23 protein-coding genes are annotated in these 24,610 nt (G+C 73.0%); 5 read left to right on the top strand and 18 right to left on the bottom strand.

The annotated features are described in order from the left end of the window. Window positions 1–417: 417 nt before the first annotated feature. Window positions 418–3,462 carry an NACHT domain-containing protein gene (locus IE109_RS08265; protein WP_189550067.1) on the top strand — a complete coding sequence of 1,015 codons (3,045 nt, stop codon included), beginning with the start codon at window positions 418–420 and terminating at the stop codon, window positions 3,460–3,462. A gap of 120 nt (window positions 3,463–3,582) precedes the next feature. On the opposite strand, the gene IE109_RS08260 is transcribed toward IE109_RS08265, so the two are convergent. Next, window positions 3,583–6,108 carry an ATP-dependent Clp protease ATP-binding subunit gene (locus tag IE109_RS08260; RefSeq protein WP_064067384.1) on the bottom strand — a complete coding sequence of 842 codons (2,526 nt, stop codon included), beginning with the start codon at window positions 6,106–6,108 and terminating at the stop codon, window positions 3,583–3,585. Window positions 6,109–6,538: 430 nt separating this feature from the next. On the opposite strand from IE109_RS08260, the gene IE109_RS08255 reads away from it, so the two are divergent. Continuing rightward, window positions 6,539–7,114, top strand: a complete 576-nt coding sequence (locus IE109_RS08255) for an SCO3374 family protein (protein ID WP_189550066.1) — start codon at window positions 6,539–6,541, stop codon at window positions 7,112–7,114. Here IE109_RS08255 and IE109_RS08250 read toward each other — a convergent pair. From IE109_RS08250 to IE109_RS08200, 11 genes are all read right to left on the bottom strand, one after another. Beyond that, entirely contained in the window at window positions 7,093–7,428 is a 336-nt protein-coding gene (locus IE109_RS08250) for a histone-like nucleoid-structuring protein Lsr2 (RefSeq protein WP_189550065.1), read from the bottom strand. The genes IE109_RS08255 and IE109_RS08250 overlap by 22 nt on opposite strands. A 147-nt stretch (window positions 7,429–7,575) precedes the next feature. Continuing rightward, window positions 7,576–8,130, bottom strand: coding sequence for an amino-acid N-acetyltransferase (locus tag IE109_RS08245; protein WP_189550064.1), 555 nt, complete (start codon window positions 8,128–8,130; stop codon window positions 7,576–7,578). 9 nt (window positions 8,131–8,139) lie between these two features. Beyond that, window positions 8,140–8,583: a BlaI/MecI/CopY family transcriptional regulator gene (locus tag IE109_RS08240; RefSeq protein WP_189550063.1), complete on the bottom strand. Its 444-nt coding sequence runs from the start codon at window positions 8,581–8,583 to the stop codon at window positions 8,140–8,142. Between the two features lie 103 nt (window positions 8,584–8,686). After that, complete coding sequence (locus IE109_RS08235) at window positions 8,687–8,875, bottom strand: hypothetical protein (RefSeq protein ID WP_189550062.1); 189 nt, start codon at window positions 8,873–8,875, stop codon at window positions 8,687–8,689. 13 nt (window positions 8,876–8,888) lie between these two features. Next, window positions 8,889–9,473, bottom strand: coding sequence for a hypothetical protein (locus IE109_RS08230; protein ID WP_189550141.1), 585 nt, complete (start codon window positions 9,471–9,473; stop codon window positions 8,889–8,891). A gap of 209 nt (window positions 9,474–9,682) precedes the next feature. Then, complete coding sequence (locus IE109_RS08225; protein ID WP_189550061.1) at window positions 9,683–10,489, bottom strand: type III pantothenate kinase; 807 nt, start codon at window positions 10,487–10,489, stop codon at window positions 9,683–9,685. After that, window positions 10,489–11,520 carry a carboxylating nicotinate-nucleotide diphosphorylase gene (gene nadC / locus IE109_RS08220; protein WP_189550060.1) on the bottom strand — a complete coding sequence of 344 codons (1,032 nt, stop codon included), beginning with the start codon at window positions 11,518–11,520 and terminating at the stop codon, window positions 10,489–10,491. The genes IE109_RS08225 and nadC overlap by 1 nt, the downstream gene beginning before the upstream one ends. A gap of 2 nt (window positions 11,521–11,522) precedes the next feature. Then, window positions 11,523–13,217, bottom strand: a complete 1,695-nt coding sequence (locus IE109_RS08215; protein WP_189550059.1) for an L-aspartate oxidase — start codon at window positions 13,215–13,217, stop codon at window positions 11,523–11,525. Next, complete coding sequence (gene panC / locus IE109_RS08210) at window positions 13,214–14,227, bottom strand: pantoate--beta-alanine ligase (protein WP_189550058.1); 1,014 nt, start codon at window positions 14,225–14,227, stop codon at window positions 13,214–13,216. Before panC ends, IE109_RS08215 begins: the two co-directional genes overlap by 4 nt. Beyond that, window positions 14,224–15,180 carry a Rossmann-like and DUF2520 domain-containing protein gene (locus tag IE109_RS08205; RefSeq protein ID WP_189550057.1) on the bottom strand — a complete coding sequence of 319 codons (957 nt, stop codon included), beginning with the start codon at window positions 15,178–15,180 and terminating at the stop codon, window positions 14,224–14,226. Before IE109_RS08205 ends, panC begins: the two co-directional genes overlap by 4 nt. 67 nt (window positions 15,181–15,247) lie before the next feature. Further along, entirely contained in the window at window positions 15,248–15,427 is a 180-nt protein-coding gene (locus IE109_RS08200; protein WP_189550056.1) for a hypothetical protein, read from the bottom strand. 105 nt (window positions 15,428–15,532) lie between these two features. On the opposite strand from IE109_RS08200, the gene IE109_RS08195 reads away from it, so the two are divergent. Next, a complete protein-coding gene (locus IE109_RS08195) occupies window positions 15,533–16,639 on the top strand; it encodes a DUF5937 family protein (RefSeq protein WP_189550140.1) in 1,107 nt (368 codons plus the stop codon). Window positions 16,640–16,697: 58 nt separating this feature from the next. Here IE109_RS08195 and IE109_RS08190 read toward each other — a convergent pair whose 3' ends face one another. Together IE109_RS08190 and IE109_RS08185 are read right to left on the bottom strand one after the other, a co-directional pair. Next, entirely contained in the window at window positions 16,698–17,372 is a 675-nt protein-coding gene (locus IE109_RS08190) for a response regulator (RefSeq protein WP_189550055.1), read from the bottom strand. A gap of 53 nt (window positions 17,373–17,425) precedes the next feature. After that, window positions 17,426–18,628, bottom strand: coding sequence for a sensor histidine kinase (locus tag IE109_RS08185; protein WP_189550054.1), 1,203 nt, complete (start codon window positions 18,626–18,628; stop codon window positions 17,426–17,428). Window positions 18,629–18,718: 90 nt separating this feature from the next. On the opposite strand from IE109_RS08185, the gene IE109_RS08180 reads away from it, so the two are divergent. Both IE109_RS08180 and IE109_RS08175 read left to right on the top strand, forming a co-directional pair. Continuing rightward, window positions 18,719–19,804 carry an SAM-dependent methyltransferase gene (locus IE109_RS08180; protein WP_373297657.1) on the top strand — a complete coding sequence of 362 codons (1,086 nt, stop codon included), beginning with the start codon at window positions 18,719–18,721 and terminating at the stop codon, window positions 19,802–19,804. Beyond that, window positions 19,801–20,943 carry an NADH-quinone oxidoreductase subunit D gene (locus IE109_RS08175; protein WP_189550053.1) on the top strand — a complete coding sequence of 381 codons (1,143 nt, stop codon included), beginning with the start codon at window positions 19,801–19,803 and terminating at the stop codon, window positions 20,941–20,943. The genes IE109_RS08180 and IE109_RS08175 overlap by 4 nt, the downstream gene beginning before the upstream one ends. A gap of 111 nt (window positions 20,944–21,054) precedes the next feature. Here the strand turns inward: IE109_RS08175 and IE109_RS08170 are convergent, their stop codons facing one another. From IE109_RS08170 to IE109_RS08155, 4 genes are all read right to left on the bottom strand, one after another. Then, window positions 21,055–22,050: a hypothetical protein gene (locus IE109_RS08170; RefSeq protein ID WP_189550052.1), complete on the bottom strand. Its 996-nt coding sequence runs from the start codon at window positions 22,048–22,050 to the stop codon at window positions 21,055–21,057. Window positions 22,051–22,180: 130 nt separating this feature from the next. Beyond that, window positions 22,181–23,161 carry an ABC transporter substrate-binding protein gene (locus IE109_RS08165; RefSeq protein WP_189550138.1) on the bottom strand — a complete coding sequence of 327 codons (981 nt, stop codon included), beginning with the start codon at window positions 23,159–23,161 and terminating at the stop codon, window positions 22,181–22,183. Between the two features lie 39 nt (window positions 23,162–23,200). Next, the gene (locus tag IE109_RS08160) at window positions 23,201–23,875 is read right to left on the bottom strand and encodes an ABC transporter permease (RefSeq protein ID WP_189550051.1); all 675 of its coding nucleotides are present in this window, start codon (window positions 23,873–23,875) and stop codon (window positions 23,201–23,203) included. A gap of 3 nt (window positions 23,876–23,878) precedes the next feature. Continuing rightward, a complete protein-coding gene (locus IE109_RS08155; protein ID WP_189550137.1) occupies window positions 23,879–24,580 on the bottom strand; it encodes an ABC transporter permease in 702 nt (233 codons plus the stop codon). Window positions 24,581–24,610 lie beyond the last annotated feature (30 nt).

Here is a 24,610-nt window from a genome sequence, read left to right as displayed (position 1 = left end):
TGGTGCTCATCCTTGGTAACCCGCCCCCCCATCCCACCTCAAACCCCCCATCTACGACATCTCGTCGTAGCCGCCCGAGTGTGACGTGGCCACTTGACGGGTGACGGCGACCTGGTCGACCTGCCCGATATGCCCTTGGAAAGCAAGATTTATCCCCCTTGGGGCCCCCGCCACCTGGCGCTTTCCACCCCGCTCACCGCCCCCTCGCCGAGCACGAGGCCGATGACCTCTCCCGGACGGCTCCGAAACGGCGTCCCGAACCCGGCGCCGCGCACTATTCCACCTAGTACCACCCAAAACGCCTGTGCGCCTTGTCACGGCTTCCGGCCCCCGAGCCCGCGTTCCGGGACCCCGGCGCGGGATCCCGGGCTAGTCTCAACAGGTCGACGATCACGCCGTGGCTCCGGGGGGACGCACGTGGATCCAGCACTCATCGGCACCCGCCTCGCGTCGAGCGCGCTCGGGCCGCTGATCCGGAAGCTCTTCGTCCAGGACGGCCCCGGGGCCGGGCTGACCGGCCGGCGCGTCCGCCTCTCCCGGCTGGTCTCCTTCCGGGGCGAGAAGCGGACGCTGACCGAGCGGGACGTGCGCGGCCTCGCCGCCCGGCTCGTCGCCGACGCCCTCGCCGTCCCGGGCGAACCGCCCTTCCCGCCCGACGAGGCGGAAGCCGTCGCGCACGCCCTCGCCCGCACGCTGCTCGCCCTCGGCGACCTCGACATGGACGACGTCCAGGCCGTCCGCCTCGGCCACCGCGAGCTGGCGGGCCGCCTGCGCGACGCCGCCCCGGCCGACGACGGCCTGTCCACCGACGCGTCCCTCTTCCTGGAGTCCCTCACCGAGTGGGCCTGCCTGCTCGTCCTGGAGTTCTTCACCCAGCGCTCCTCCTTCGTCGCCCGCACCCTGGTGGAGCACAGCCGCACCCAGGCCGAACTGATCGCGAAGGTCGACGCGCTCATCGCCCGGACCCCCCGGCCCTTCGCGGCGGACGCGGCCTTCGAACGCCGCTACCACGCCTACGTCACCAAGAGGCAGGGCAGCCTGACGATCTACGGCATCGACCTGCACGACTCCCCGGACGTGTGGCCGCTGGACGGGACCTACCTGTCGCTGGAGGCGACCGCCCCGCGGGCCGCCGAGCTCACCGGGGACATGCCGCCCGGCGCCGTCCGGGAGGCCGTCGACGCCGTCCTCGCCCACCGCGCCCCCACCGGCCCCCGTCCCGCCGACCAGGCCCTGGCGCGGCACGACCGGGTCCTGCTGCGCGGGGTCGCCGGCTCGGGCAAGACCACCCTGGTGCAGTGGCTCGCGCTGTCCGCCTCACGCGGCGCCCTCGGCGACGACCGGATGGCGTACCTCGGCGACCGCGTTCCCTTCGTGCTCCCGCTGCGCACCCTCACCCGGCACGGCGAGCGGCTCCCCGCCCCCGACCGCTTCCTGACGGCCGTCGGCTGCCCGCTCACCCCGCCCGACGGCTGGGCCGACCGCGTGCTGGCCGCCGGGCGCGGCCTCCTCCTGATCGACGGGATCGACGAGATCCCCGAGCCGGAGCGCGACCGCACCCGCCGCTGGCTGCGCGAACTGCTCACGGCCTACGACGGCGGCAACCGGTGGCTCGTCACGTCCCGCCCCTCCGCCGTGCGCGACGACTGGCTGGCCCCGGAGGGCTTCACCGAGCTCACGCTCTCCCCCATGAGCCGCACGGAGGTGACCGCGTTCGTCCGCCGCTGGCACACCGCCGCCGGACCGGACGCCGCCTCGTACCAGCAGCCGCTCCTCGACGCCCTGCGCACCAAGCCCGACCTCGCCCGCCTCGCCACCAACCCCCTGATGTGCGGTCTCATCTGCGCCCTGCACCGCGACCGGCGCGGCTTCCTCCCGCGCGGCCGCAAGAGTCTGTACGACGCCGCCCTGGACATGCTGCTCGCCCGCCGCGACCGGGAGCGCGACATGGGCGACCCCACGGGCGTCGACCTCGGCGGGGCGCCGCAGGTACGGCTCATCCAGCGGCTCGCGTACTGGCTGACGGTCAACGGACGCACCGAGATGGACCGCGCCCGCGCGAGGAGCATCGTGCTCGACCGGATCCCCGCCGTCCCGGACGCCGCCGCGGCCGGGAACCCGGACGCGGTCTTCCAGCACCTGCTCCAGCGCAGCGGTCTGCTCCGGGAGCCGGGGCCGGACACCGTGGACTTCGTCCACCGCACCTTCCAGGACTACCTGGCCGCCAAGGCCATCGTCGACGAGTGGCACATCGGCGTCCTGACCGAGCACGCCGGAGACGACCAGTGGGAGGACGTCATCCGTATGGCCGTCGCCCATGCCCGGCCCCGCGAGTGCGCCGAGATCTTCACGGAACTGCTGGCCGCCGCCGACGCCGCCCCGGACCGGCGCACCCGGCTGCGCGTCCTCTTCGTCGCGACGGCCGCCCTCGAACACGCCACCGAACTGGACCCGGAGATCCGGCGCGCCCTGCTGGACCGCACCGACCGGCTCATCCCGCCCCGCAGCGTGGAGGAGGCCCGCGAGCTGGCCACGGTCGGCCCCCTGGTCCTCGACCTGCTGCCGGGACCGGACGACCTGGACGACGAGCAGGCCCGTATGGCGGTCATCACCGCCACGCACGTCCCCTCGGACGCGGCGCTGCCCTACCTGGCCCGGTTCGCCACCCACCGGCACCTGCCGGTGCGGTCCCAGCTGATCTGGGCGTGGTCCCGGTTCGACCCCGCCGCCTACGCCGAGGAGATCGTCACCCGGCTGCCCCAGGAACGCCTGGACTTCACGATCACGGAGGACCGGCAGGTGGAGGAGCTGGTCCGGCTCGGCCTGCGTCCGGAGCGGCTGGACGTCCGGGGCACCGTCTCCGACGGGCGGCTCGCCACCCTGCTCGGGCACTGCGACCCGACCGAACTGACCCTGGAACGCCCGGGTCCGGCTCCCGCCCTGAGCGCTCTGTCCTCGCTCGGCCGGCTCCGGCGGCTGACCGTCCATCTGCCGGCTGAGGCGTCGTGGAGCCTCTCCGCCGTACCCGGGGACGCACCGCTGCGCCGGATCGAGATGCGGCCGCCGCCCGGCACGGGGCTCGGCGAGCTGCTGCGCCACCCGACGCTCGAATGGGTCGGCCTGCTGCAGGACGGCGCCCTGCCCGCCGGGGACTGGGAGGTCCTGTCCGCGCTGCCGCAGGTGCGGGTGGTGCACTGCCGGCTCGACCCGCTGGAATCCGCGCCCGCCCCGGTGCGGCTCCCCCGGGTCACCCAGCTCTTCCTGGAGCACCGGGCCGCCGGGATGGCCCTGGAGCGCGTCGCCGCCGTGTTCCCCGGCCTGGAGCGCCTGTTCCTGATCGCCCCGGGCGGGAGCGCCGACCTGGCCCCGCTGGCCGCGCTGCCCCGGCTGAAGACGGTGGCCACGGCGGGCATGAAGCTCACCGGCACCGGGCACCTCCCCGGCGTCGACATCGTCGGCTGACCGCCCGGCCGGCCGGCCCCGTCGACCACGACGGCCGCGCCGGCAGGCGACGGAAAGAGGGCTGCCCCGGTCCGTACGTCTCCGTACGGACCGGGGCAGCCCTTCAGCGGGGGTTACCGCTTACGCGTCCTTCGACAGGTTCGGACCGGCACCGCCGGCGGCCTGCTCGATCGGGGGGACGTCCGGCAGAGCGGACTTCTCCTCGCCGCGGAAGGTGAACTTCTTCTCCGCACCCTCGCCCTCGGTGTCCACGACCACGATGTGACCGGGGCGCAGCTCGCCGAAGAGGATCTTCTCCGACAGGATGTCCTCGATCTCGCGCTGGATCGTCCGGCGCAGCGGCCGGGCGCCCATCACCGGGTCGTAGCCGTGCTTGGCGAGGAGCTCCTTGGCGGAACCGCTGAGCTCGATGCCCATGTCGCGGTCCTTGAGGCGCTCGTCCACCTTGGCGATCATCAGGTCGACGATCTGGATGATGTCTTCCTGGCTGAGCTGGTGGAAGACGACCGTGTCGTCGACGCGGTTGAGGAACTCGGGCCGGAAGTGCTGCTTCAGCTCTTCGTTGACCTTCGCCTTCATCCGGTCGTAGCCGGTCTTGACGTCGCCCTGCGCCGCGAAGCCCAGGTTGAAGCCCTTCGAGATGTCCCGGGTCCCGAGGTTGGTCGTCATGATGATGACCGTGTTCTTGAAGTCCACGACCCGGCCCTGGGAGTCGGTCAGGCGACCGTCCTCCAGGATCTGGAGAAGGGAATTGAAGATATCGGGGTGGGCCTTCTCGACCTCGTCGAAGAGGACGACGGAGAACGGCTTCCGGCGGACCTTCTCGGTGAGCTGGCCGCCCTCTTCGTAACCCACGTATCCGGGCGGGGAACCGAAGAGGCGGGAAACCGTGTGCTTCTCGCTGAACTCCGACATGTCGAGCGAGATCATCGCGTCCTCGTCGCCGAAGAGGAATTCGGCGAGCGTCTTGGACAGCTCCGTCTTACCGACACCGGACGGGCCGGCGAAGATGAACGAGCCACCGGGGCGCTTGGGGTCCTTCAGGCCGGCACGCGTACGGCGGATCGCCTGCGAGAGGGCCTTGATGGCGTCCTTCTGCCCGATGACGCGCTTGTGGAGCTCGTCCTCCATGCGCAGGAGGCGGGAGGACTCCTCCTCCGTGAGCTTGAAGACCGGGATGCCGGTGGCGGTCGCGAGGACCTCGGCGATCAGCTCGCCGTCGACCTCGGCGACGACGTCCATGTCGCCGGCCTTCCACTCCTTCTCGCGCTTGGCCTTCGCCGCCAGCAGCTGCTTCTCCTTGTCGCGGAGAGACGCCGCCTTCTCGAAGTCCTGGGAGTCGATCGCCGACTCCTTGTCCCGGCGGACGCCCGCGATCTTCTCGTCGAACTCGCGGAGGTCCGGCGGCGCGGTCATCCGGCGGATGCGCATCCGGGAACCGGCCTCGTCGATCAGGTCGATCGCCTTGTCCGGCAGGAAGCGGTCCGAGATGTACCGGTCGGCCAGGGTGGCGGCCTGGACCAGCGCCTCGTCCGTGATGGAGACCCGGTGGTGGGCCTCGTAGCGGTCGCGCAGGCCCTTGAGGATCTCGATGGTGTGCGGCAGCGACGGCTCCGCGACCTGGATGGGCTGGAAGCGGCGCTCCAGGGCCGCGTCCTTCTCCAGGTACTTGCGGTACTCGTCCAGCGTCGTGGCGCCGATGGTCTGCAGCTCACCGCGGGCGAGCATCGGCTTGAGGATGCTGGCCGCGTCGATCGCGCCCTCGGCGGCACCGGCACCCACCAGGGTGTGGAGCTCGTCGATGAACAGGATGATGTCGCCGCGGGTGCGGATCTCCTTGAGCACCTTCTTCAGGCGCTCCTCGAAGTCACCGCGGTACCGGGAGCCGGCGACGAGCGCGCCCAGGTCCAGGGTGTAGAGGTGCTTGTCCTTGAGGGTCTCGGGCACCTCGCCCTTGACGATGGCCTGCGCCAGACCCTCGACGACCGCCGTCTTGCCGACGCCGGGCTCGCCGATGAGGACCGGGTTGTTCTTGGTCCGGCGGGACAGCACCTGCATGACCCGCTCGATCTCCTTCTCGCGCCCGATGACCGGGTCGAGCTTGGACTCACGGGCGGCCTGGGTGAGGTTGCGGCCGAACTGGTCGAGGACCAGGGACGTGGAGGGGGTGCCCTCGGCAGGGCCACCGGCGGTGGCGGCTTCCTTGCCCTGGTAGCCGGAGAGCAGCTGGATGACCTGCTGCCGCACCCGGTTGAGATCGGCGCCCAGCTTCACGAGGACCTGGGCGGCGACACCCTCGCCCTCGCGGATCAGGCCGAGCAGGATGTGCTCGGTGCCGATGTAGTTGTGGCCGAGCTGAAGGGCCTCGCGGAGCGACAGCTCCAGGACCTTCTTGGCACGGGGCGTGAAGGGGATGTGCCCGGACGGGGCCTGCTGGCCCTGCCCGATGATCTCCTCCACCTGCTGGCGGACCGCCTCGAGCGAAATCCCGAGGCTCTCCAGGGCCTTAGCGGCGACACCCTCACCCTCGTGGATAAGGCCCAGGAGGATGTGCTCGGTGCCGATGTAGTTGTGGTTGAGCATCCGGGCTTCTTCCTGAGCCAGGACGACAACCCGCCGCGCGCGGTCGGTGAACCTCTCGAACATCGTTAATCGCTCCTCAGAGCGGTCAGGCAGTAAGGGGTCGGTCCCCTCCCTGTCCTTCCGCAGCTTAGTCCCGCAAGCGGGGACCGCTCATTCCAACTGCCGACACCCGTCTCTGGCCTCCGGACCCGAACGCCGACAAATGCTCCAACCCAATGTTCCGAGACGATGTTCCCGCAGGCCAGGCAGTTACCCTCACCGGCAGTACGCCGATGGCGAACGTGAGACGCCCGATCCTGCGTGTCGCCCCGCCTCCACTAGGAATGTCTTACCCGTAAGCACTGACACTCCATGCGGCACACCCCGGTTCCCTCCGCTACGGGCGAACACCCTTGCGCTCGGGCATGCCGTCGGGCGGTACCCCCGGGAACACGCAGCGTATTCATTCGCTCGCTTTGCGTAACCCGGAGCCCGGGTGGCGAGTTGCCCGGGCATGGCGTTCACGATTCCCCTCCCGTCACCCCGCTCACCGTTCGGCGGTGAGGGCGTCGCGCGGTGGTACGAGCACGAGCTCGGCTGGGCCACCGCGCAGGAGGGCGCCGGCGGCCCGGTGGAGTTGCTCACCGGGCTGCGCTTCGACGCCCTGGAGCTGCCGGCCGCGGCCGGGTACGCCGTGCTGAGACGGCTGGGCGGCCGGTGGCCGGTCGCCCTCGCGGGGCGCAGGATGCGGCTGCTGGTGGCCGCCGGCGCCGCGGACGAGCTGCCGGGGCTGCTCGACTGGCTGGACTGGGGCGGGATCGCCCTGGACCTGGTGGCCCTGGGCGCCGGTGACCGGATGACCGCTCCTGTTCCCCCAGGATGGAGCGGATCCGGCTCGCCCGACGCCGTCTCGTGGCTGCGCCCCCCGGAGCCCGGGCGCGAAGTGGAGCCGACACTCCCGGCCATGGCGGCCGTGGCGGGCGGCGTCGGCGCCCCCTGCCTCGTACGGCTCGTGGACGCGGCGGCATCGGAATGTCACCGGGTCCGTCTGCTGGGCGCGTACCGCGCTCAGCGGTTGGCGTCCTCGTAGGCCTGCTTGATGTCGGCGGGCACGCGACCGCGGTCGTTCACGTTGTAGCCGTTCTCCTTGGCCCACGCGCGGATCTTCGCGGTGTCGGGGCTGCCACCCGCGGCGGCCCGGCCCTTGCCGCGCCCGGCCGCGGAACGGCCACCGGTGCGACGGCCGCTCTTGGTGTACGGCTCGAGCAGCCCCCGGAGCTTGTCCGCATTGGCGGTGGTGAGGTCGATCTCGTACGTCTTGCCGTCCAGAGCGAACGTCACCGTCTCGTCCGCCTCGCCACCGTCGAGGTCGTCGACAAGAAGGACCTGAACCTTCTGTGCCACCGGATTTCCTTTCATCGAAAATGCAGTACGCGGAAAGGAAACCGCTTTTCCCTGGAAAACACAAACCCCTGGGAGAGGTTCAGTTCCCCGAGAGAGCGGGAAACATGCGCGATTCGGACATAGGGGCCGGGATCGGGGATCGGCACATCACAGGTGCAGAAGCATCCGGCTGTTGCCCAAGGTGTTCGGCTTCACTCGTTCGAGACCGAGGAACTCGGCGACGCCCTCGTCATAGGAACGGAGCAGCTCGGTGTAGACATCTCCGTCGACCGGGGTCTCGCCGATCTCGACGAAGCCGTGCTTCGCGAAGAAGTCGACTTCGAAGGTGAGGCAGAAAACCCTGCGGACGCCGAGCCAGCGGGCGGTGTCCAGCAACTTGCCGAGTACGTGATGGCCGATGCCGGCGCCCTTGAAGCCGGGGTCGACGGCGAGAGTACGCACTTCGGCGAGGTCTTCCCACATCACGTGCAGGGCGCCGCAACCGACGACGGTGCCGTCCTCGTCGCGTTCCGCGACCCAGAACTCCTGGATGTCCTCGTAAAGCGTCACCGGTGCTTTGTCGAGCAGGATGCCTTCGGTGACGTACGGATCGACGAGTCGGCGGATCGCCTGCACATCACTGGTCCGGGCCCGGCGCACGGTCACGGCTTTCGCCGGCCCGGGAGGCGGAAGCGCGGATGACGGGGAGGAGGAGGACGACATGGCTGGACGCTATCGCCCCGCCCCCGCCTCCCCTTCGGCGGCCCGGCCGGCTGCCGGTTCTTCCCCCGGTTCTTCGCCGCCCTGTTCCGGGGTGTCCCGTTGCACGATGCGGACCGCGTCGGTGAGCGCCTCGCGCTGCTCCGCCGACATCATGCCGAAGAACGCCACGAGTGCGGCGGCGGGGTTGTCGCTCTTCGACCAGGCTTCGTTCATCAGTGCGGCCGAGTAGGCGGCGCGGGTGGAGACCGCCGTATATCGATAGGCGCGGCCCGACACTTCCCGGCGCACCCAGCCCTTCTGATGGAGATTGTCCATTACGGTCATGACGGTGGTGTACGCGATGGACCGTTCCTGCTGGAGATCCTCCAGGACTTCCCGGACGGTGACGGGCCGGTTCCATTGCCAGACGCGCGTCATGACGGCGTCTTCGAGCTCTCCCAATTGACGGGGCACATCTTCACCATAGTGGGAGATGTCCGAATAACTGGCTATTGACGGAACAAAAAGGGCGTACGACGGGTGCGTCGTACGCCCTGGGCGCGGGTCGGCGTGCCGGTCAGACCCTGCCGGGCCCGGCGGAGCCGTCGGCCTGGCGGGTGACCTCGGCGCGGGCGAGCGCCGCGTCCACGAACGCGTCTTCCTTGGCCTTGTTGGGGCCGCCCTGGCTCTTGACGATCGTCACCACGAGGGCGATGAAGAAGGCGGCCATCACCACGGGAGGCAGGAGCGCGGATACGTATTCCATGACTCCAGGGTAGCTAGCCGGCGACGCGTTCCTCGGGCGGGGGCGCGGCGGGGCGCCGGCGGGGCGGGAAGACCTCGGACGGCTTGGGCACCGGGCGCTCCGCCGGCGGCGGGGCGGGCGACGGCGCCGGGGAGGGGGTCGCCGGCCGGGGCTTCGGCCGGTCCGTGGCGGCGGACCGGCCGCCGGGCAGGGCGAGCAGCCGAGTGCGGGGCGCGGGGGCGACGTGCCGGCCGGCCAGCCGGGCCCGTACGGAGTGCTCGGCCAGCGTCCGGCACCGGCCCAGCAGGGCGGCGCCGACGGGTGTGCCGCTGAGGCTGCGCAGGGCCGCGAGGTCCTCGGGCCGGGGGTCGTAGCCGGCGGCGAGGGCGTCCTGGAGCAGTTCCAGGTACCCGGCCGCCGAGCCGGGCAGCGCGTCGCGGTAGCGGGCGAGGTCGGCGAGGAGGAAGGCCCGCATCCGGCCGGCCTCGCGGACCGCCTCGTCCACGGAGCCGGCGAGTCGCAGGCAGTCCTGCACGTCTTCGTCGTCGAGGGGCGTGGGATGGAGGGCGTGGGCGAGGGCGCGTCGGAGCACACGCAGTTCGTCTGCGCCGAACGCCAGGCCGCCGCGGGATCCGTAGGGCGTGGGCATGACCCGACGATACTGTCTAATCAGACAAAATTCCCTTATCGGACACCCTCGGGCGCGTTGCCCACCCGAGCCGGGGGAGCCTGGGGGCCCACCCCGGCGGGAGCCGCGCGCGGCCGGGCGGGAGTCCGGCGGAGCCCCGGCGGGAGCCCCCGTGCATGGCAGGCGCCGCCGGCGGGGCGCTACATGCGGGAGACGTTGCGCTCATAGACCATGCGCAGGCCGATCAGCGTCAGCCACGGCTCGTGCTCGTCGATCTCCTTGGCCTCGCCCAGGACCATCGGCGCCAGACCGCCCGTGGCGATGACCCGCACGTCGGAGGGGTCGCCGTCCCGGCCGACGAGCTCGCGCTTCATACGGCTGACGATGCCGTCGACCTGCCCGGCGAAGCCGTACACGATGCCCGCCTGCATGGCCTCGACGGTGTTCTTGCCGATCACGCTGCGCGGACGGGCCAGTTCGATCTTGCGGAGCTGGGCGCCCTTGACGCCGAGCGCCTCGACGGAGATCTCGATGCCCGGGGCGATGACGCCGCCGATGTACTCGCCGCGCGCGCTGATCGGGTCGAACGTCGTCGCCGTACCGAAGTCGACGACGATCGCCGGCCCGCCGTACAGCTCGTTCGCCGCGACCGCGTTGACGATCCGGTCGGCGCCGACCTCCTTGGGGTTGTCCGTGAGGATGGGCACGCCGGTCTTGATGCCCGGCTCGACCAGCACGGCGGGGACGTCCCCGTAGTACCGCCGGGTGACCTCGCGGAGCTCGTGGAGCACGGACGGGACCGTCGAGCAGATGGCGATGCCCTCGATGCCGTCGCCCAGCTCCTCGCCGAGCAGCGGGTGCATGCCCATGAGGCCCTGGAGGAGCACGGCGAGCTCGTCGGCGGTGCGGCGCGCGTCGGTGGAGATGCGCCAGTGCTCGACGATCTCCGCGCCGTCGAACAGGCCCAGGACCGTGTGGGTGTTGCCCGCGTCGATCGTGAGCAGCATCAGCCCTGGTCCGCCTCTCGCAGGTCGAGACCGATGTCGAGGATGGGGGACGAGTGGGTGAGGGCGCCCACCGCCAGGTAGTCCACGCCGGTCGCGGCGTACGCGGCGGCGTTGCCCAGCGTCAGGCGGCCCGACGACTCCAGGACGGCCCGTCCCGCGACGAGCGTGACGGCCTCCTCCGTCTCCGCGGGCGTGAAGTTGTCCAGCAGGATCAGGTCGGCGCCCGCGTCCAGGACCTCGCGCACCTGGTGCAGGGTGTCGACCTCGACCTCGATCGGCACGTCGGGGAAGGCCTCCCGCACCGCCTTGAATGCCTGCGCGACCCCGCCCGCCGCGACCACGTGGTTGTCCTTGACGAGGGCCGCGTCGGACAGCGACATACGGTGGTTGACCCCGCCGCCGCAGCGCACCGCGTACTTCTCCAGGGCGCGCAGGCCCGGCGTGGTCTTGCGGGTGTCGCGGACCTGCGCCTTGTACCCCTCCAGGGCGTCCGCCCACGCGCGCGTGGCGGTCGCGATGCCGGAGAGGCGGCACATGATGTTCAGCGCGCTGCGCTCACCGGTGAGCAGGTCGCGGGTGCGGGTGGTGACCGACAGCAGCTTCTGGCCGGCCTCGACGCGGTCTCCGTCCGCCACGTGCCGCTCGACGGCGAACTCCTCGGTGCAGACGACCGACAGGATCGCCTCCGCGATGTGGATGCCGGCGACGACACCCGCCTCGCGCGCGGTGAAGTCACCGGTCGCGACGGCGTCCCCGGGGACGGTCGCGGCGGACGTCACGTCGACGCCGCCGTCCAGGTCCTCCTCGATGGCGCGGTACGCCACGTCCTCGACGAGCACGGGGTCGAGGCCGGCGTTCACGAGGAGCGCGGCGAGCGCCGGGTCGAGCCCGCACTCGTACGCCTCCTCGTCGAAGGCGTCGCCGCCGCAGCCGCAACCGTCGCCGCAGCCGCCCCCGGCCCGGTCGGCCGGGGCGCTGATGTTGATCAGGGGTACGTCCACGGGCTGCGGGCGTTCTTCGGGCGTGCTCACGGTTACGGCTCCCTGGGGGCGTCGGCGTCGGTCGGGGGGAAGTCTTGGGTGTCGGTGGCCCGGACGTCCAGGCTCCGGTCCGGGCCGAGGCGCACCACCAGGTGGCGGCGCCAGGCGGTGTCGTCGCGGTCGGGACGGTCCTCGCGCCAGTGGCAGCCGCGGGTCTCCTCACGGCGGCGCGCGGCGGCGACCAGCACGCGGGCCACGCACAGGAGGTTGGTGGTCTCCCAGGACTCCACGCCCGGTTCGGCGGCCTTGTTGCCGCCCGGCCCGTCGTGCAGCGCCTCGGCGTACACCGCGTCCAGCGCGTCGGCGGCCTCCGCGAGGCTGGCGGCGGAGCGCAGCACCCCCGCGCCGGTGGTCATGACGTGCTGGACGCGGCCCCGGGCGTCCGGGTCCAGCAGCGGCAGGACGCTGGGGGCGGGGTGCGGTACGGGGTCACCCGCGCGGGCGCCGGAGGCGGCGATGTCGTCGGCGATGCGCTCGGCGAAGACCAGGCCCTCCAGGAGCGAGTTCGAGGCCAGCCGGTTGGCGCCGTGGACCCCGGTGCAGGCGACCTCGCCGCACGCGTACAGCCCGGGCACGGTGGTACGGCCGTACAGGTCGGTGCGGACGCCGCCGGAGGCGTAGTGCGCCGCGGGCGCGACCGGGATCGGCCGGGTCACGGGGTCGATGCCGTGGGCCCGGCAGGCGGCGAGGATCGTGGGGAAGCGGGACTCCCACATCGCGGCCCCGAAGTGCCGGGCGTCGAGGTACATGTGCCGGGCGCCCTGCTCGCGCATGCGGCGCATGATGCCCTTGGCGACGATGTCGCGCGGTGCGAGCTCGGCCAGCTCGTGCTGCCCGACCATGAACCGCACGCCGTCCGCGTCGACCAGGTGGGCGCCCTCGCCGCGTACCGCCTCCGAGACGAGGGGCTGCTGGCCCTCGGCGTCCGGGCCCAGGAACAGGACCGTGGGGTGGAACTGGACGAACTCCAGGTCGCTGACCTCCGCGCCGGCCCGCAGCGCCAGGGCGACGCCGTCGCCGGTGGAGACGGCCGGGTTGGTGGTGGCGGAGAAGACCTGGCCCATGCCGCCGGTGGCGAGGACCACCGCGGGCGCGTGCACGGCGCCCACACCGTCGTGCTGGCCCTCGCCCATGACGTGCAGGGTGACACCGGCGGTGCGGCCGGCGGCGTCCGTGAGGAGGTCCAGGACGAGCGCGTTCTCGATGGTGCGCACGGCTCGGTCGCGCACCGCGTCGACGAGGGCGCGGGAGATCTCGGCGCCGGTCGCGTCACCGCCCGCGTGCGCGATGCGGCGGCGGTGGTGGCCCCCCTCGCGGGTCAGCTCGATGGTGCCGGTGTCGTCGGTGTCGAAGCGGGCGCCCGTCGCGATCAGGCGGCGCACCGCGTCGGGGCCCTCGGTGACCAGCAGGCGTACGGCCTCCTCGTCGCACAGGCCCGCGCCCGCGACGAGCGTGTCGTCGAGGTGCTGCTCGGGGGTGTCGCCCTCGCCGAGGGCCGCCGCGATGCCGCCCTGCGCCCAGCGGGTGGACCCGTCGTCCAGGCGGGCCTTGGTGACGACGACCGTACGCAGCCCGGCGGCCGTGCAGCGCAGTGCGGCGGTCAGGCCCGCGACCCCGGAGCCGACCACGACGACGTCGGCGTCGATCGACCAGCCGGGGGCGGGGGCCTGGAGGCGTATGCCGGTCATGCGGGGGCTCCGAGAGTGAGGGGGAGGTTGTCGATCAGCCGGGTGGCGCCGACCTTCGCGGCGACGGCGAGGACCGCCTCGCCCCTGTGGTCGTCCGGGACGTCGGTGAAGTCGGCGGGGTCCACCAGCGCGACGTAGTCCAGGCGCAGCGGCGGGTCGGCCTTCGCCGCCTCGTCGAGTACCGCGCGGGCCGCCGCCCGAACCGCGTGGGCGCCTCGGCCCGGGACCGCCGCCGCCACCGCGTGCGCGTCGGCCGCCGCCCGGGCCTCGCCGATCCGGGACAGTGCCTCGGCGCGGCTCTCGGAGGCGGGCAGCGTCTCGGCGCGGGCCAGCAGCGCCGTCTGGGCCGCGAGCCGGTCACGGGCGGCGAACAGCGCGGCGGACAGGGACAGGGCGGTGCGGCGCTCCGCGGGCGACAGGTACCGGTTCCGGCTGGACAGGGCCAGCCCGTCGGGCTCGCGGACCGTGGGTACGCCGACGATCTCGACCGGGAAGTTCAGGTCCCGGACCATGCGCCGGATCAGGGCGAGCTGCTGGGCGTCCTTCTGACCGAAGAACGCCACGTCGGGGCGGGTGAGGTGCAGCAGCTTGGCGACGACGGTCAGCATGCCGTCGAAGTGGCCGGGGCGGGACGTGCCCTCCAGCCGCTCCCCCATGGGGCCGGCGGTGATCCGCACCTGGGGCTCCCCGCCCGGGTAGACCTCGTCCGCGGACGGGGCGAACACGGCGTTGGCACCGGCCCGCTCGGCGGTCCCGAGGTCGGCCTCCAGGGTGCGCGGATAGCGGTCGAGGTCCTCCCCCGCGCCGAACTGGAGCGGATTGACGAACACGGTGACCAGCACGTACCCGTCGCGGCCGACGTGCTCCCTGGCGGCGCGCACCAGGGTGGCGTGACCCTCGTGCAGGGCGCCCATGGTCATGACGACCGCGGTGCGGCCCCGGGGCGCGAAGCGGTCGAGGGCGTGATCCAGGTCGTCCCGCGTCGGGATCAGTTCGAAGTCGGGGCTCATCGGCCGCTGTCTCCTTCCGCGCCGGCCGGGCCGTCGGTCCCGGCGGGGCCGTCCGCGCGGGTGGAGCCGTCCGCGAGGACGCCCAGCAGGTCCTCCGCGAGCTCGGGCTTGAGCAGGCCGTGGGCGAGGGCGCGGTCGGCGGTCGTCCGGGCCATGGCGAGGTACCCGGCGACGGTGGCGGGGGCGTGCTTGCGCAGCTCCGCCACGTGCGCGGCGACCGTGCCCGCGTCACCGCGCGCGACGGGGCCGGTGAGGGCGGCGTCGCCGGAGCGCAGGGCGTTGTCCAGGGCGGCGCCCAGCAGGGGGCCGAGCATCCGGTCCGGGGCGGCGACCCCGGCCTGCCGCAGCAGTTCCATGGACTGGGCCACCAGGGTGACCAGGTGGTTCGCGCCCAGGGCGAGGGCCGCGTGGTAGAGCGGGCGGGCCGCCTCCTCGATCCACTCCGGCTCACCGCCCATCTCGATGACCAGGGCCTCGGCGGCGAGCCGCAGCTCTTCGGGGGCGGTGACGCCGAACGAGCACCCGGCCAGCCGGTCGACGTCGACGCTCGTGCCGGTGAAGGTCATCGCGGGGTGCAGGGCCAGCGGCAGCGCGCCGGCCCGGCGGGCGGGGTCGAGCACGGCGGTGCCGTACCGCCCGGAAGTGTGCACCAGGAGCTGCCCGGGGCGCACGGCGCCGGTCTCGGCCAGTCCCTGGACCAGGCCCGGCAGCGCGTCGTCGGGGACGGTGAGCAGCACCAGCTCGGCGCGCTGGAGGACCTGGGCGGGCGGCACGAGCGGCACGCCGGGCAGCAGGGCGGCGGCGCGGCGGCGGGAGGCGTCGGACACGCCCGAGACGGCCACGGGGCGGTGCCCGGCCAGCCGCAGCGCCGCGGCGAGGGCGGGTCCCACCCGGCCGGCGCCGACGACGCCGACGGCGAGGCGGGCGGGACGGGGTTGTGAGGGTGCGTTCACGCGTCGACGGCCTTCCGTTCCAGTCCGCGGGGGGTACCGGACGATTTCTCGTCATGCTACGCCAGCGTCACGCGCGGCTACCTCCCTGTCCACAGCCTGTGGACCCGCCTCCCGTACGGGAGCCGCGCAGGTGCTCGCGGGCCGCGCGGAGGGCGGCCACGTCGTCCCGGCCCGGGGGCGGCGGGGGCGCCTCGCCGTGCCGGGCGGCCCGGTAGGCGTCGATCATGTGCTGCTGAAGGGCGTTCATGTTCGCCACCCTCCGCCCGCGCGTCCCGCGGCGCCCGTGGATTGACGAGCCTGGTCAATCGGCGCGAGGTCCACCGCCGGACCCCTCACCATGGGGGACGTGAGCGTGATCATCGACATCACGGGCCTGCCGCCCGAGCGCATCGTCTTCGAGCCGTCGCCCCTCGCCGAGCTGGGCGTGGCGCTGCACGCGCTGGCCGAACCGGGCCACCATCCGGGCCTGCACGGCTGGGCGACCGCCACCTCGGCCGCCCTCAAGCCGGACCTGGCCGACCGGCTGCACGAGGCGGACTTCCTCTGGACGACGAGCTTCTCGGACATCCTGATGCCGTACGCCGGCATCCGCGGCGGCGACGGCCGCACCGGCGCCACGCTCGCCGAGGAGCTGGACCTGCTGGACCGGCTGGACGAGGACCGGTTCGTCGCGGCCGCGCTGGAGTTCACCTGCTCCGAGCAGTACGCGGGCGGCGGCCCCGTCCGCGTGGAGCGGGCCCTGGAGCTGGCCGCCAACCGGGGCCCGAGGCAGCTGGACTTCACACGCCGCCTGCTCGCCGACCCCGCGGGCGTACGCGCCTGGCTGCGCAGGCTCTTCGAGGACTGCGACCGGGCGTTCTTCGCGGACACCTGGCGCCGGGTCGTGCCCGCGCTCACCGCGGACGCCAGGCACAAGACGGAGCTGCTGCGCCGCAAGGGGCTGCCCGAGACGCTGCGGGCGGTCTCACCCGCCGTGACGCTGGGGGTCTCCGAGGACGGCACCCAGCAGCGGGTCGAGGTCGACAAGCTCGCCAACGGCCGGACCAGCGCCACCGACCCGGCCATCGGGGCGGGGCTGACGTTCGTGCCCTCCAGCTTCGGCTGGCCGCATCTGATGGTGCTGCACGCCCCGGGCTGGCGCCCGGTCGTCCACTACCCGGTCGGCGCCCCGGAGCTGCCGAGCCCGGCCTCCGTGGAGCTGCTCCAGCTGCGCATGGACGCCCTGGCCCATCCGATGCGGATGCGGATGTGCCGGCATCTGGCGCGCGCCGCGTACACGACGGGCGAGCTGGCCGAGACGTACGGCATCACCCCGCCGGAGGTCTCCCGCCACCTCGCCGTGCTGAAGAAGGCGTCCCTGGTGACGACCCGGCGGCGCGGCCGGTACGTCCTGCACCAGCTGGACGTGGCGGCGGTGGCCCGGATCGGCAGCGACTTCCTGGAGACGGTGCTGCGCTAGCCCGCCCCGCCCGTCCCCCGTGGGCGGACCGGGGGCCGGGTGCCGCGGAGGCGGTGCCTCAGTGCGCTCCGCCGCCGGCCCTGACGAGGCCCGTCTCGTACGCCAGGACCACGACCTGGACGCGGTCGCGCAGCGCCAGCTTGGTGAGGATGCGGCCCACATGGGTCTTGACCGTGGCCTCCGACAGGACGAGCCGGGTCGCGATCTCGCCGTTCGACAGACCCTGGGCGACCAGCATCATGACCTCGCGCTCCCGCTCGGTCAGCTTCTCCAGCGTCTTGTCGCGCGGCTCCTTGCCGGTGACCGGGAGCATCGGTGAGAAGCGGTCCAGCAGGCGCCGGGTCGTGGACGGCGCGACGACCGCGTCGCCGCTGTGCACCGCGCGGATCGCGCTGAGCAGTTCACCCGGCGGCACGTCCTTGAGCATGAAGCCACTGGCGCCCGCCTTCAGCCCGGAGAACGCGTACTCGTCGAGGTCGAAGGTGGTGAGGATGAGGACCTTGGGCGCCTGCGGGGCGGCGCAGATGCGGCGCGTGGCCTCCACGCCGTCCAGCCTCGGCATGCGCACGTCCATCAGGACCACGTCCACGGCGGTGGCGCGGAGCACCTCGACGGCCTCCGCCCCGTCGCCCGCCTCCGCGACGACCTCCATGTCCGGCTGGGCGGCGAGCACCATGCGGAAGCCGGTGCGCAGGAGCACCTGGTCGTCGACGAGCATCACGCGGATGGCCATGGGGTTCCTTCGGGAAGTCGGGGGACGGAGGCGGGGGGTCAGTGGGCGGGGGGTCAGTGGGCGGGCTTGAGCGGGAGCAGGGCGCTGATCCGGAAACCCCCGCCCGGCCGGGGCCCGGCGTCCAGGGTGCCGCCGACCATACCGACGCGCTCGCGCATGCCGATCAGGCCGTGCCCCCGGCCGTCGGCGCCGCCGTCCTCGTACAGCTCGTGCGCCGCGCCGCGGCCGTCGTCCTCGACCAGCAGGCCGAGCCCGTCGTCGAAGTACACCAGCCGCACGCTCGCCCCGGCGTCCGGGCCGCCGTGCTTGCGGGTGTTGGTCAGCGCCTCCTGGACGATGCGGTACGCGGTGAGCTCCACGCCGCTCGGCAGGGGGCGCGCGGTGCCCTCGACCTTGAAGTCGACGGTGAGGCCCGCGGCGCGGACCTGCTCGACCAGGTGCTCGATCTGCTGGACGTCCGGCTGGGGCACGTAGTCCTCGGAGTCCTGCGGTTCCCCGGTACGCAGGATGCCGAGCAGCCGGCGCATCTCCGCGAGCGCTTGGCGGCCGGTGCCGGAGATGGTCTCCAGGGCCTGTTTCGCCTGCTCGGGCGAGGTGTCGAGGACGTAGGCGGCGCCGTCGGCCTGGACGACCATGACGGAGACGTTGTGCGCGACGACGTCGTGCAGCTCGCGGGCGATGCGGGCGCGCTCGGCGGCGACCGCGACCTTGGCCTGCGCCTCGCGCTCCCGCTCCAGCCGGGACGCGCGCTCCTCCAGCTGGTCGAAGTAGGCGCGGCGGGTGCGCATGGAGTCGCCGAGCACCCAGGCGAGGACGAACGGCACGATGAGGACGACCGTGAAGAACACCTTGCCGGGGACCGAGACGTTCTCGGCGGGCCAGCGCACCTGGGCGAGCGGCGCCGCGCTCACTCCCCCGACGAGCGCGAGGCGGGACGCCCAGCGGTGGCCGTCGCCCTGCGCCGCGACGGTGTAGATCACGACGAGCATCGCGAAGTCGGCCGGGTTGATGTGGATGTCGAACGCCAGCTGGGCGACGCCGATACCCGTCACGAGCAGCAGCGTCCGCTCGGGCGCCCGGCGGCGCAGCGCGAGCGCCAGGCACAGGAGCAGGACGATCCCGGCCGCCAGGGGACGGGGGTCGGCTCCGACCGGCTCCTGGACCACCCACAGCATGGAGAACCCCAGGAGCATCACAGCCCAGAAACTGTCGACGCCCGTGGGGTGTCTGCGGAGGAAGTCATAAAGGCGCTGCACGTAACCCAGCGTAGGGAAACCGGATAGGTGCATGGGTCAACCGGAGGGCCGATCCGGGCGGCGGAGGCGTACTCCGCAAGGTGGAGACTGGTGCCCGTGAATGATGAGACGTGTCAACCCGGCCCGTGGCGCGGCTGGCGCGAGGCCACGGAGGCGGCCCTGTACGGGCCCGGCGGCTTCTACCTGCGCCCCGAGGGACCCGCAGGGCACTTCCGCACATCGGTGCACGCCTCGCCGCTGTTCGCCGGGGCGGTGGCCCGGCTCCTGACGCGGGTGGCGGAGGAGCTGGGCACGGACGACGTCGACCTGGTCGACATGGGCGCGGGGCGGGGCGAGCTGCTGACCGGGGTGCTGGCGGCCGTGCCGCCGGGCCTGCGGGTACGGGCGTACGCCGTCGAGCGCGCCGCCCGGCCCGAGGGGCTCGACCCGCGCGTCACCTGGTCGGCGGAGCCGCCTTCCGGGGTGCGCGGACTGCTCTTCGCGAACGAGTGGCTGGACAACGTCCCGGTGGACGTGGCGGAGCCGGACGGGTCGGGCACGCCCCGGTACGTGGAGGTGGCGCCCGACGGGGCCGAGCGGCTCGGCGCGCCGGTGGCGGGCGCGGACGCCGAGTGGCTGGCTCGCTGGTGGCCGCTGGGGGAGCCGGGTGAGCGCGCCGAGATCGGCCGGCCGCGCGACGCGGCGTGGGCCCGGGCGGTCGGCACCCTGGCGGCGGGCCTGGCGGTGGCGGTGGACTACGCCCATGCGGCGGGCGCCCGGCCCCCGTTCGGCTCGCTCACCGGCTTCCGGGCCGGCCGCGAGGTGCCTCCGGTGCCGGACGGGTCGTGCGACATCACGGCGCATGTGGCCCTGGACGCCTGCGCGGCGGCGGGCGCGGTGGCCGCGGGGGCACCCGGCGGGACGGGGAGGCCCGGCGGGACGGGAGCGGGCGGCGCGGCGGGAGCGGGCGGCGCGGCGGGCGGCGGCACCGAGCTGGTCGCCCAGCGGGAGGCACTCGGGCGGCTCGGGGTCGGGGCCGGCCGGCCGCCCCTCGACCTGGCGCGCACGGACCCCGCCGGATACGTACGGGCGCTCGCGCGGGCCGGGGAGGCCGCCGAGCTGACCGCGCGGGGCGGGCTCGGGGACTTCACCTGGCTGCTCCAGCGGGTGCCCGGGGAGGGATACTGTCCGGCATGACGGAGACCACGGTCGGCATCGGCGGTGCCGCGGAAAGCACCGACATGGTGCTGAACATCGGACCCCAGCACCCCTCCACGCACGGCGTGCTGCGCCTCCGCCTCGTCCTGGACGGCGAGGTGATCCGGCACGCCGAACCCGTGGTCGGCTACATGCACCGCGGTGCCGAGAAGCTCTTCGAGGCGCGCGACTACCGCCAGATCATCATGCTGGCCAACCGCCACGACTGGCTGTCGGCGTTCTCCAACGAACTCGGTGTCGTCATGGCGGTCGAGCGGATGCTGGGCATGGAGGTCCCGGAGCGGGCCGTGTGGACCCGTACGCTGCTCGCCGAGCTGAACCGGGTCCTCAACCACCTGATGTTCCTCGGCTCCTACCCCCTCGAACTGGGCGGCATCACCCCGATCTTCCACGCCTTCCGGGAGCGGGAGGACCTCCAGCACGTCATGGAGGAGGTCTCCGGCGGCCGGATGCACTACATGTTCAACCGGGTCGGCGGGCTCAAGGAGGACCTGCCGGCCGGCTGGCCCGGCCGGGTCCGCGCCGCGGTGGCCGAGGTCCGCTCCCGCATGGACGTGTACGACCGGCTCGTCCTCGGCAACGAGATCTTCCGCGGGCGCACCCGGGGCGTCGGCGTCCTGTCGCCGGAGATCGCGCACGCGTACGGCGTCAGCGGCCCGATCGCCCGCGCCTCCGGCGTCGACTTCGACCTGCGCCGCGACGAGCCGTACCTGGCGTACGGGGACCTCCAGGACACCCTGGAGGTCGTCACCCGTACCGAGGGGGACTGCCTGGCCCGCTTCGAGTGCCTGCTGGGGCAGACCCACAACTCTCTGGACCTCGCCGACGCCTGCCTGGACCGGCTCGCCGAGCTGCCGCCCGGCCCGATCAACCAGCGGCTGCCGAAGGTCCTCAAGGCGCCCGAGGGCCACACCTACGCCTGGACCGAGAACCCGCTCGGCCTCAACGGCTACTACCTGGTCTCCAAGGGCGACAAGACCCCGTACCGCCTCAAGCTCCGCTCGGCGTCCTACAACAACATCCAGGCGCTGGTGGAGCTGCTGCCGGGCACGCTGGTCGCCGACATGGTCGCGATCCTGGGGTCGTTCTTCTTCGTGGTCGGCGACATCGACAAGTAGAACGGGACCGGACGGCGACGCGCGCACGGACGGTCCGGCGGGCTCGGCGGACCCGCCGGGTCCCGGCCGGCCGGCCATCGCGGGCTGTCGCCGTCCGGCTGCCGGTGCCGGTCAGGACACCGCGTCGCGCCGCAGCTCCACCACGTCGAGCTGCTCGGTCTCGTCGTGCGCCGTCAGGTCGATGACCTTGCCGACCGCGCGGTCCTCCCTGCGCCGTACGGCCAGCGCCTCCTCGCCCACGACGTCCGCGAGGTCCTCGTGCTGCACCGACTCGATGGCCGCCGGGCTCTTCCCGCCCGTGCCGAAGAAGTCGAAGCCGCCCTGGAGGCGCGGCGCCGGACGGCGCTGCTCGGGGTGCGGCACGACCGCGGCGGCCCGCGGGACGGGGCGCATCGCGAAGGCGCCGTGGACGGAGGGGGCGGCGGCCGACGGGCGGTCGTGCTGCCGCTCGACGACCGCCGCGTGCTTCCCCCGCGGCTCGTCCGCCTCCCGGCCCCGCTCGGCCGGGTCCCGGCGCCGGGCGCCCTCGGTGGTGCGCCTCGCCTCCTGCTCGGCGGCGTTGCGCGTCAGCCTCTCCAGCGCCTTCGCGGCCTGGAGGTAGGCGGCCGGCGTGGGCGTGGACCCGCCGGCGGGCAGCGCCCGGGCCGGGGCGGCGGCCTCCAGGGCGAGCTGGCGTCGGCCCTCCAGCGCGCTGGCGCGTTCGGTCTCGGCGGTGGCGTACCGGCGCAGCAGCTCCGCGTGCTCGTTGCGCAGCGCGGCCAGTTCGACGCGCTTGGCGCGCAGCCTGGCGTCGAGCTTGGCGCGCAGCTCGCGCGACTCCTCCAGGTCGGTCTCCAGCTCGGCGACGCGCTCCTCGGTACGCCACTGGTCACCGGCCCGGGCCCGGGTCAGCTCGGCGACCCGGCGGCCGGCCGCACGGTCCCAACCGCGCATCAGGACCGCTCCGGTGACCGCCGCGGCGGCAGCGGCGGCGGTCAGCACGCGCAGCACGAGCGGATCGGCGAGGAGCCAGGCGCCACCGGCGCACAGGACGGCCGCTCCGGCTACCGCGGAAGGGGGCAGAAGCCGGTGCAGGGGTGGGGAATGGCGGTGGCGTCCACGTGGCATGGCCTGAAATTTACCGTGCGTAGGTGTCGTATGGGGGATCGGCCCGGCAATGTTTCGGCCCTGTGATCCGGAACGGAACCGGAAGCGCTTCCCGGCCGACTCCGCGACCGGGCCGGCCGCCCTTACGGCGTTACTTCCCGATCAGCCCCTTCGACTCCAGGTAAGCCTTGGCCACGTCCGCCGGCTTTGCCCGCTCGGCGTCCACCTTCCTGTTCAACTCCACCAGGTCCTCGGTGGTGAGCGCCTTGGTGATCTTGTTCAGGGCGGCGGCTATCTCCGGGGAACCCGCGTCCTTCGCATTCACCACGGGCAGGACGTTGTCGGCGTTCTGCAGCTTCTTGTCGTCCTCCAGCAGCACCAGCCCGAAGCCGTCGAGCGTCGCGTCGGTCGTCGTGGTCAGGACGAGCTGGTCGATGCCGTCCTTCACGGCCTGCTTGGCCTGCGGCGTCCCCACGCCCTTGGGATCGATGCCGGTTACATCGATTCCGTACGTCTTCTTCAGCCCGGGCGCGCAGAAGGGCCGTATCTCGCACTCGTCGCCGGCCGCGATCTTGACCTTCAGCTTCGACGCGCCGAGATCCGAAAGCGTCCTGAGCTTGTTCTTCTCGGCGAATTCCCTGGTGACCGCGAAGGCGTTCTGATCGACCGCCTCACCGGCCGGGAGCACCTTCAGTCCGCGCGGTCCGGCGAGCTTCTCCAGCGCCGCGACGGTGGCGGTCACCTCGCTGGACGCGACCGGCTTCTCCTCGGCCGCCTTCGGCCCGTTCACCTTCGCGTTGAGGAATTCCGCAAGCGTAGCCGCGTATTCCGGTACGACGTCGATCTCGCCCTTCTCCAGGGACGGTTCGTACAACTCCCGGTTCTCCACCGTTCTGACCGACGTGGAGTATCCGGCGTCCTTCAGTACCTGGGCGTACAACTCCGCCATGACGTTGGCCTCGGTGAAACCGGCCGATCCGACGACCAGCGCCCCCTTCCCCCCGCCACCGGGCCCGGAGGCGTCCGGTCCGCCCCGCTCCTCCAGGCTCTGGCCGCCACCACACGCGGCCAGCCCTCCCGTGAGCGCCACCACGCCCAGTACCGCACCCGCCATCGCCGAGGTCCTGCTCATCATGTTCTCCGTCCGGTCCCGCCGCTTGCCGTTCATCGGTCAGTGCTCCCGCGTCGCCCGCATGGGGTCGAACGCCCGGCCCGCCACCACCAGCAGGCCCTCTGCCAGCAGGGCGAGCGCGCCGACCACCAGCGCCCCCGCGACCACCTGCGCGGTGTCGTTCCTGTTGAAGCCGGCGGTGATGATCCGGCCCAGCCCGCCCTCCCCCGCCATCGCGGCGAGCGTCGCGGTGGCGATCACCTGCACGGTCGCCGACCGCAGACCCGTCATCACCATCGGGTACGCCAGGGGCAGCTCCACCCGGAGGAACAGCTGGCCGCCCGACATGCCCATCCCCCGGGCCGCCTCGACCACCGACCGGTCCACCTCGCGCATACCGACGTACGCGTTGGTGAGAAGCGGCGGCACGGCGAACAGCACCAGCGCGATGATCGTCGGGAGCCCGCCCTGCCTGCCCAGCGGTGTGAGCGTGAGCAGCACCAGCACCGCCAGCGTGGGCACCGCCCGCCCGATGTTGGAGATGTTCACGGCCAGCGACCCGCCCCGGCCGATGTGCCCGAGCCACAGCGCGAGCGGCAGGGCGATCAGGCACGAGACCGCCAGGCACACGCCGCTGAACCACAGGTGCTCGGCCAGCCGGTGCCACACCCCGCTCTCCCCCTGCCAGTTGGCCCCGGTCGTCAGCCAGGTCCAGGCGTCACCCACGGCACCCATCGCTCACCCCGCCCCGCGTATGCGCGCGCCCGGCGTACGGGCCGGGCGGGTCCACGGGGTGAGCAGCCGCTGGAGCGCGAGCAGCAGCAGGTCGGCGGCGACCGCGAGCAGGACGCACAGCACGGACGCGGTGAGCACCTGCGCCTTGAAGAAGCTCTTCAGCCCGGTGGTGATGAGGGTGCCCAGCCCGCCGTAGTCCACCAGCGCGCCGACCGTCGTCAGCGCGACCGTCGACACCGTCGCCATCCGCACGCCCGCCATCACCGCGGGCAGCGCCAGCGGGAGTTCGACCTCCCACAGCAGCCGGCCCGGTCCGTACCCCATCCCGCGCGCCGCCTCCCGTGCCTCCTGGGGCACCGCTGCCAGCCCCGCGAGGATGTTGCGGACGAGGATGGTCAGCGAATAGAGCACGAGCCCGGTCACCACCAGGGCGGCGGACAGCCCGAACAGGGGCAGCAGCAACGAGAACATGGCCAGCGACGGGATCGCGTACAGCACGGTGGTCAGCCCGAGGACGGGCCCCGCGAGCCGTGGCCGGGCACGGACCAGCAGCGCCAGCGGGAAGGCCACGGCCAGCCCGATCAGCACCGACACGACCGTGATCCACACGTGCTGGACGGTGGCGTCGGTCAGCTCCTGGGCGCGGGAGCGGACGTACTCCCCGCAGATCCAGTCGTTGGCCGCCAGACAACCGGCAGCGCTCACCACGGCACTCACCCCCGCCCCTCCTCCCCG

This window comes from Streptomyces lavendofoliae, assembly GCF_014649735.1.
Classification (GTDB): Bacteria; Actinomycetota; Actinomycetes; order Streptomycetales; family Streptomycetaceae; genus Streptomyces; species Streptomyces lavendofoliae.
The sequence above is the reverse complement of the archived record's forward strand: the minus strand, read 5'-3'. Positions and strand labels throughout refer to the sequence as shown.

Bases quoted from the DNA above. Each gene is read 5' to 3' on its own strand.
- IE109_RS08260 (WP_064067384.1), bottom strand. From the start codon at position 6,108: ATGTTCGAGAGGTTCACCGACCGCGCGCGGCGGGTTGTCGTCCTGGCT.
- IE109_RS08255 (WP_189550066.1), top strand. From the start codon at position 6,539: ATGGCGTTCACGATTCCCCTCCCGTCACCCCGCTCACCGTTCGGCGGT.
- IE109_RS08245 (WP_189550064.1), bottom strand. From the start codon at position 8,130: ATGTCGTCCTCCTCCTCCCCGTCATCCGCGCTTCCGCCTCCCGGGCCG.
- IE109_RS08235 (WP_189550062.1), bottom strand. From the start codon at position 8,875: ATGGAATACGTATCCGCGCTCCTGCCTCCCGTGGTGATGGCCGCCTTC.
- IE109_RS08225 (WP_189550061.1), bottom strand. From the start codon at position 10,489: ATGCTGCTCACGATCGACGCGGGCAACACCCACACGGTCCTGGGCCTG.
- IE109_RS08215 (WP_189550059.1), bottom strand. From the start codon at position 13,217: ATGACCGGCATACGCCTCCAGGCCCCCGCCCCCGGCTGGTCGATCGAC.
- panC (WP_189550058.1), bottom strand. From the start codon at position 14,227: ATGAGCCCCGACTTCGAACTGATCCCGACGCGGGACGACCTGGATCAC.
- IE109_RS08200 (WP_189550056.1), bottom strand. From the start codon at position 15,427: ATGAACGCCCTTCAGCAGCACATGATCGACGCCTACCGGGCCGCCCGG.
- IE109_RS08190 (WP_189550055.1), bottom strand. From the start codon at position 17,372: ATGGCCATCCGCGTGATGCTCGTCGACGACCAGGTGCTCCTGCGCACC.
- IE109_RS08175 (WP_189550053.1), top strand. From the start codon at position 19,801: ATGACGGAGACCACGGTCGGCATCGGCGGTGCCGCGGAAAGCACCGAC.
- IE109_RS08170 (WP_189550052.1), bottom strand. From the start codon at position 22,050: ATGCCACGTGGACGCCACCGCCATTCCCCACCCCTGCACCGGCTTCTG.
- IE109_RS08165 (WP_189550138.1), bottom strand. From the start codon at position 23,161: ATGAGCAGGACCTCGGCGATGGCGGGTGCGGTACTGGGCGTGGTGGCG.
- IE109_RS08160 (WP_189550051.1), bottom strand. From the start codon at position 23,875: ATGGGTGCCGTGGGTGACGCCTGGACCTGGCTGACGACCGGGGCCAAC.